The organism is Candidatus Contendobacter odensis Run_B_J11 (assembly GCF_000531125.1).
In the GTDB taxonomy this organism is placed as follows: domain Bacteria; phylum Pseudomonadota; class Gammaproteobacteria; order Competibacterales; family Competibacteraceae; genus Contendibacter; species Contendibacter odensensis.
In genome coordinates this window covers 1-5,397 of record NZ_CBTK010000027.1, presented here as the reverse complement: position 1 = coordinate 5,397, position 5,397 = coordinate 1, and the positions used below count along the sequence as shown (strand labels likewise).

General features: G+C 56.8%; 8 protein-coding genes and 1 pseudogene. 3 read left to right on the top strand and 6 right to left on the bottom strand.

The window, feature by feature from the left end; translation table 11 throughout:
• The 5 genes from BN874_RS02070 to BN874_RS02050 form a co-directional block, all read right to left on the bottom strand.
• On the bottom strand, window positions 1-279 hold a 279-nt coding region (locus BN874_RS02070), incomplete at its 3' end, for a monovalent cation/H(+) antiporter subunit G (RefSeq protein ID WP_034430552.1).
• Complete coding sequence (locus tag BN874_RS02065; protein ID WP_420886097.1) at window positions 276-569, bottom strand: MrpF/PhaF family protein; 294 nt, start codon at window positions 567-569, stop codon at window positions 276-278. The genes BN874_RS02065 and BN874_RS02070, both read right to left, overlap by 4 nt.
• On the bottom strand, window positions 556-1,050 hold the full coding sequence (locus tag BN874_RS02060; RefSeq protein WP_034430551.1) for a Na+/H+ antiporter subunit E: 495 nt from the start codon (window positions 1,048-1,050) through the stop codon (window positions 556-558). The genes BN874_RS02065 and BN874_RS02060 overlap by 14 nt, the downstream gene beginning before the upstream one ends.
• Window positions 1,051-1,285: 235 nt before the next feature.
• Complete coding sequence (locus tag BN874_RS02055; RefSeq protein WP_051497318.1) at window positions 1,286-2,185, bottom strand: YihY/virulence factor BrkB family protein; 900 nt, start codon at window positions 2,183-2,185, stop codon at window positions 1,286-1,288.
• Window positions 2,182-3,228, bottom strand: coding sequence for an AI-2E family transporter (locus tag BN874_RS02050; RefSeq protein ID WP_034430550.1), 1,047 nt, complete (start codon window positions 3,226-3,228; stop codon window positions 2,182-2,184). Before BN874_RS02050 ends, BN874_RS02055 begins: the two co-directional genes overlap by 4 nt.
• A 442-nt stretch (window positions 3,229-3,670) precedes the next feature.
• Between BN874_RS02050 and BN874_RS25990 the strand changes: the two genes are divergently transcribed.
• The 3 genes and pseudogenes from BN874_RS25990 to BN874_RS02040 form a co-directional block, all read left to right on the top strand.
• Window positions 3,671-3,793 (top strand): hypothetical protein, encoded by a 123-nt coding sequence (locus BN874_RS25990; RefSeq protein ID WP_268258810.1) that lies wholly within the window; start codon window positions 3,671-3,673, stop codon window positions 3,791-3,793.
• Entirely contained in the window at window positions 3,793-4,797 is a 1,005-nt protein-coding gene (glsA, locus tag BN874_RS02045) for a glutaminase A (protein ID WP_034430549.1), read from the top strand. The genes BN874_RS25990 and glsA overlap by 1 nt, the downstream gene beginning before the upstream one ends.
• A 52-nt stretch (window positions 4,798-4,849) precedes the next feature.
• Window positions 4,850-5,224, top strand: a pseudogene (locus BN874_RS02040) (MFS transporter); the annotation flags it as partial.
• A 29-nt stretch (window positions 5,225-5,253) separates the two neighbouring features.
• On the opposite strand, the gene BN874_RS25310 reads toward BN874_RS02040, so the two are convergent.
• Window positions 5,254-5,340: a hypothetical protein gene (locus BN874_RS25310; protein WP_230314304.1), complete on the bottom strand. Its 87-nt coding sequence runs from the start codon at window positions 5,338-5,340 to the stop codon at window positions 5,254-5,256.
• Between the last annotated feature and the right edge of the window lie 57 nt (window positions 5,341-5,397).

The window sequence follows — 5,397 nt, the reverse complement described above, 5'->3', positions numbered from 1 at the left end:
CCCGCGCCGCGCCGCCCGCGCCATGAGTTGGCCGACCGTCGCCCCGGCCAGCAGGGCGAACAGCCAAATCGCGATCAGCTTGATGACTTCGAGCGGCCACTCGGCCTGCGGCAACAGACCCATCACCACTAGACCGAGACCCAGATTATCCGCCTTGGTCAGCGCGTGCAGGCGGGTGAGCGTATCAGGAAAGCGCAGCAGCCCCACCGTACCGGCAAGGAAAAAGAAGGCGCCGGCTAAAACCGTAATGATCGTAAAAATGTCCAGGACGAGGCTCATTGACGATTCGTCTCCTTGGGGTCATCACCATCCGAACGGGAGGCGCTCTGCACGAAGGCCACCGAGGCGAAGGCGGCGAGCAACGCCAGGGTCAGCGCCACATCGAGTACCGCATTGGCCTCGGTGGCTACACCCAGCAGCAGCAGCGCCGCAATGCCGCCGGTGCCGAACAATTGCGTCGCCATCATCCGATCCGCCTCCTCCGGCCCGCGCAGGATACGGACTAGCCCCAGGGCCACCGTCGCCAGCACGAAGACGGCGGCGGCAAGCAGGAAGTCAGATATCGCCATGCGTTCCACCCAGCGCACGGATCAACAGTCCCTCATCAATGACCAGTTGCGCCGCGACCGGCTGTTCGACATCGAGACAGTGATAAATGATCTCGCCGTGTTCGCCAACGCCAGCCGGCAGCGTACCCGGCAGCACGCTCGTTAGCGCGCTAAACGCATTGCAGGCCGTACCGGGGGGGAGGCGTACCGGGTAGGCGACGAATCCCGGCCGCAACGGCAGCCGCGGATCCAGTGCGCGCCGGGCCACATCCAGCCCCCCAATAATGGACTGCTGCATAAAGCGCAACGCAAGCTTGGCCAGAGCGGCGTACCGCAGGCGCCTATCGCTGGGCGGCAACAGGCGCAGGCTGGTCCAGGTCGCGGCGGCGGCGGCGAATAGCCCGGCTGCAAAATCGGACGGATCGAGGCCAATGAGCAACAGCCAGAAGCCGAGAAAACCCATCCACCGGGTCATCGCGGTACGCACAAGAAGGCTCCTCATCGGGTTCGCTCCAGCAGCGACAGTCTTTTCATCTGAGTCGGTACTCGTAAAGTTAGGTCAGGATACATTCAACCGCCAGTGCGCTGGAACGATAGGGACCACAGAAGATACTTCAGGACGGCGCTGATCGCGTTTTACCTCCAAAATTATAGCCAATCAGGCTGCCGCCCCAATCGGAGAAGGCTTGGACGCCTTGCCACCTATCGGTTTTCGATCTATGCCGTAGAAGCCGGCCTTAGCCGGCGAACATCGCGGCCTGAAGGCCGCTCCCGACAGGTAACGGTTGTCCCTTACGCGAACCGAATTTATGAGAATACGTCCATGTGAACTCCGCGCCGAACAAAAAGATCTGAGCGGAGTAGTAAACCCACAGCAGCACCACGACAAGGGACGCAGCGGCCCCGAAGCCGGACGAGATACCGGTCTTTCCGATGTAGGCGCCAATCAGAAATTTGCCGACGACGAACAGCAGCGAGGTGACTGTCGCCCCAATCCACACATCTCTCCAATCGATCTGCACCCGAGGCATCGTCTTGTAGATCATCGCGAACACTGCGGTCGATAGCACAATGCCGAGAGTGAGTTCAATCGTGTTCGCAACGGTCACCCATCCGCTGAATAGCGGATTCCACCACTTGCTCAACGCGGCCAGGCCGGCGCTGAACGCCAGCGACACCATCAACAGGAAGCCGATTCCGAGAATCATCCCGAAGGACAGCAATCGGGCACGCAGCAGTCTCCATAAGCCGGAGTTTCCCGTCCTTGCTGGCGCCCGCCAGATGCGATCAAGCGCGTCCTGCAATTCGGCGAAGACGGACGTTGCCCCAATGAAGAGAATGACAAAGCCGAAGGCAGAGGCCAGCACGCTGGTGGCGGGCTTGCCCGCGCTCTCGATAAGGCTCTGTACCGCCAGTGCCCCCGAGGTGCCCAGCATACTGTCCAATTGGTTAAAAATTTCTCCGCGCGCGGCTTCTTCGCCAAACACCAGCCCGGCAATAGCAACCACTATCAGCAACAGGGGGGCAATCGAGAACATCGTGTAAAAGGCTAATGCCGCGCCCATGCTTTGGGCGTAATCGTGTACCCAATTGATGGCGGCTGCTTTGAACAAATCCGAAATATCCTGATAACTCATAGCTGGCCGTTTCGCGAAAGAAGAACGGCGAGTGGCCGCGTCCCCGAAAACTCGGAAAAAACGATGGCCATAACCGCAGTGATGGGGACCGCCAGAAAAGCCCCTGGAATACCCCACAGCCCTGACCAGACCGTCAGACTGACTAAAATAACGAAAGGACTGAGATTGAGTGAATTGCCCATCAAATAAGGGTCAAGGAAATTGCCGATGAGAAACTGGACGACAGTCAGAGGCAACAACACCGCAAGGACTTCATTCAGATCAAAGAACTGTACGATTGCCATAATCACCGGGAACAACACGCTGAGGAACGAGCCGATATAGGGCACATAATTCAACAGGACAATCAATATGGCCCAGAGCGCGGCGAATTCAAGCCCGACATATGCCATCACCATCCAGCTTATCGCCCCCAGCAAGATACCGATAAAAGTCTTGAGCGCCAGATACGCCCCGATTCGTGCATTAATGTCGGTGGTGAGTTGCCGAATCCGGGCGATATTGCGCGGGTCGCTGGATAGGTTGTCTATCTTGGTGGAGAACGAGCGCTGCTCGATCAGCAGAAAGCTCGCATAGAGAACCATGACCAGAATACTGACGATGATAGAGAAGATGGAAGCGATTATCGATCCAATCAGTCTCTGCATATTAGTCCGCGCCAGAATCTCCTGACGCAGTGTAGTCCAAGTCAGATCAGTTTCCATATGAAACAAGATAGCAACCTTCTGGAGGGTACTGAGCAGGGATTCCTGGTACTTCGGTCCAAGTGCTACAACCTCATCCATGTTGGTGATGGCTAAATATGCGCCTTCGACCAGTCCGAGTGCGATGAGCAGAATAGACAGGTAATAGCGAATATGAAGCGGAAGGATCCAGCCAAAGAACGAAATTCTGCCCAAAAGGCGCGCAAGCCCAATAATCACATAAACCACCAGTATCCCGAAAACAATCGGAATAAACACGTCTCTCCCAATATAAAGCACCCAGCCAATAATCAGCGCAAGGATAGATCCGTATACAACTGTTTGAAATCGTTCATTCATACCCGATGTTCGACTTTTTCAATGACGGATGTGGGCAAGCCGGTGCATGGCGGTATGAGCTATGCTGAGGGGAACCAGCACCACCTCAACCCTCACGGGATACGACCATACTGATCGAAGTAGAAAAACCGGTTCTTCGGGGGTTCTTGTGAAAACTGGGGCTTAGTGTCTCATAAATAAGATTTTCGATGATCGCTCATCAATAATAGATGGATTTTCATCGGTATCAACCCCACCACGATCCGGTACAGCGGGTCACCAACCGTCTTGAGAGACTGGCTCCACAAGAAACCATCGAAGAATAATAAAATTATTATTTTTCAATACGTTATTTTTTATTTTTTATTTTTTGTCTTCTCATTTTTTGATTACATTCACTATACATAGTGTCATGGAAATGATTTATACCGGAAGCAGAAAACCCATAACCTCTGGAGAAACGATGGAGTCATTATCGTACCAGAAAGTTTCACAACGGACCCTGGCGGTCAATGGTGCCGGCGGCGAGCCGACGCCCTATCGTATTTTCTTCGTTGAAGCGCTAAATGGTAGCGAGGAAACATGATGAACACGCAACTTCATATCGACGAGGTATCCGGACCTTCCCCTATTTCAACCGGCCATTTACCGCCGGATCATGAAGTGGCGATCCTGATTACCGAGGCCTACGAGCGCTACCAGTCCCTGGATGAAGGGAAAGTTGCGGACTATATACCCGCCCTGGCCCGCACGCCCCAGGAGCTTTTTGGGGCATGCGTGGTCGGTATCGACGGCCATGTTTTTGCCGTAGGGGATACGGCGCATGAGTTCTCGATCCAGAGCATATCGAAGCCGTTTGTGTTCGCGCTCGTTTGTCAGGCCGTGGGCAGCGAGGAAGCCCGTCGAAAAATCGGGGTGAACGCCACCGGGCTGCCGTTCAACTCGGTGATGGCAATCGAGCTGAATGATGACCGAACCATGAACCCAATGGTGAACGCCGGGGCCATCGCCACCACCAGCTTGGCGCCGGGCGCGACGGCTGAAGCCAAATGGCGGTTTATCCAGGATGGGTTATCCCGGTTCGCTGGCCGCCAGCTTTCCATTGACATGGAGGTGTACGAGTCGGAGGCGGCGACGAACCAGCGGAACCGTGGCATCGCCAAGTTGCTGGAAGGCTATGACCGCCTGTATTTCGATGCGCTGGAGTCCACCGATGTTTATACCAAGCAATGTTCCCTGAACGTGACGGTCAAGGATCTTGCGGTGATGGGCGCCACTCTGGCTGACGGCGGGGTAAATCCGCTCACCAAGGAGCGCGTGGTTGACGCCGCCATCGCCCAGCGGGTGCTGGCGGCGCTGGCCACCGCCGGGTTGTACGAGCGCTCCGGCGACTGGCTGTACGAGATCGGGCTGCCTGGCAAAAGCGGAGTGAGTGGCGGAATTGTCACCGTGTCGCCGGGGAAGGGCGGCCTCGGTACGTTCTCCCCGTTGCTCGACGGCGCGGGTAACAGTATTAAAGGTCAGCGCGTCACCAAGTTCCTGTCGGAACGACTGGGGCTTAATCTCTTTGCCTCGAAGCCGGCGGTTTGAGCCGGTCCATCATTCAATACCATGAGGAAAACGACACCATGAGGAAAACGACATGACCGCAACAACCGGTGCAATCACCAGTGCTGAGAGAGAAATTCAGGAATCCTGGTTGCCGATGATCGCGATAGCCTTCGGCCAGGCGCTAATGTCTTTCAATGTCGCCTCGCTGCCGGTCGCACTGAGCGGCATGGTCAACAGCTTCAACGTGCCGCCGACCACGGTCGCCACCGGGATCGTGATGTACTCGCTCGCCGTAGCGGCTTTCGTCATGCTCGGCGCAAAGTTGACCCAGCGGTTTGGCGCGGTATACGTCTTCCGCACCGTGGTGGCGCTGTTCGGCGGGGCACAGGTGTTGATGACCTTCAGCCCGACCGCCACCCATATGCTGGCCGCCCAGCTCCTGGCCGGCATGGCGGGCGCGGCGCTGGTTCCCTCGCTGGTTGCGCTGATCGCGAATCAGTACCACGGCCAGCAGCAGGCCACCGCGCCCATCGGCACCGAGGCGTTGTTCACCGCCTTGGCCAGGGTCATGATGTCGGGCATCACGCCGAACTTCTGTGCCGCAAACGCGCTGCCGAGCCGGCCGAAGCCGCTGATCAC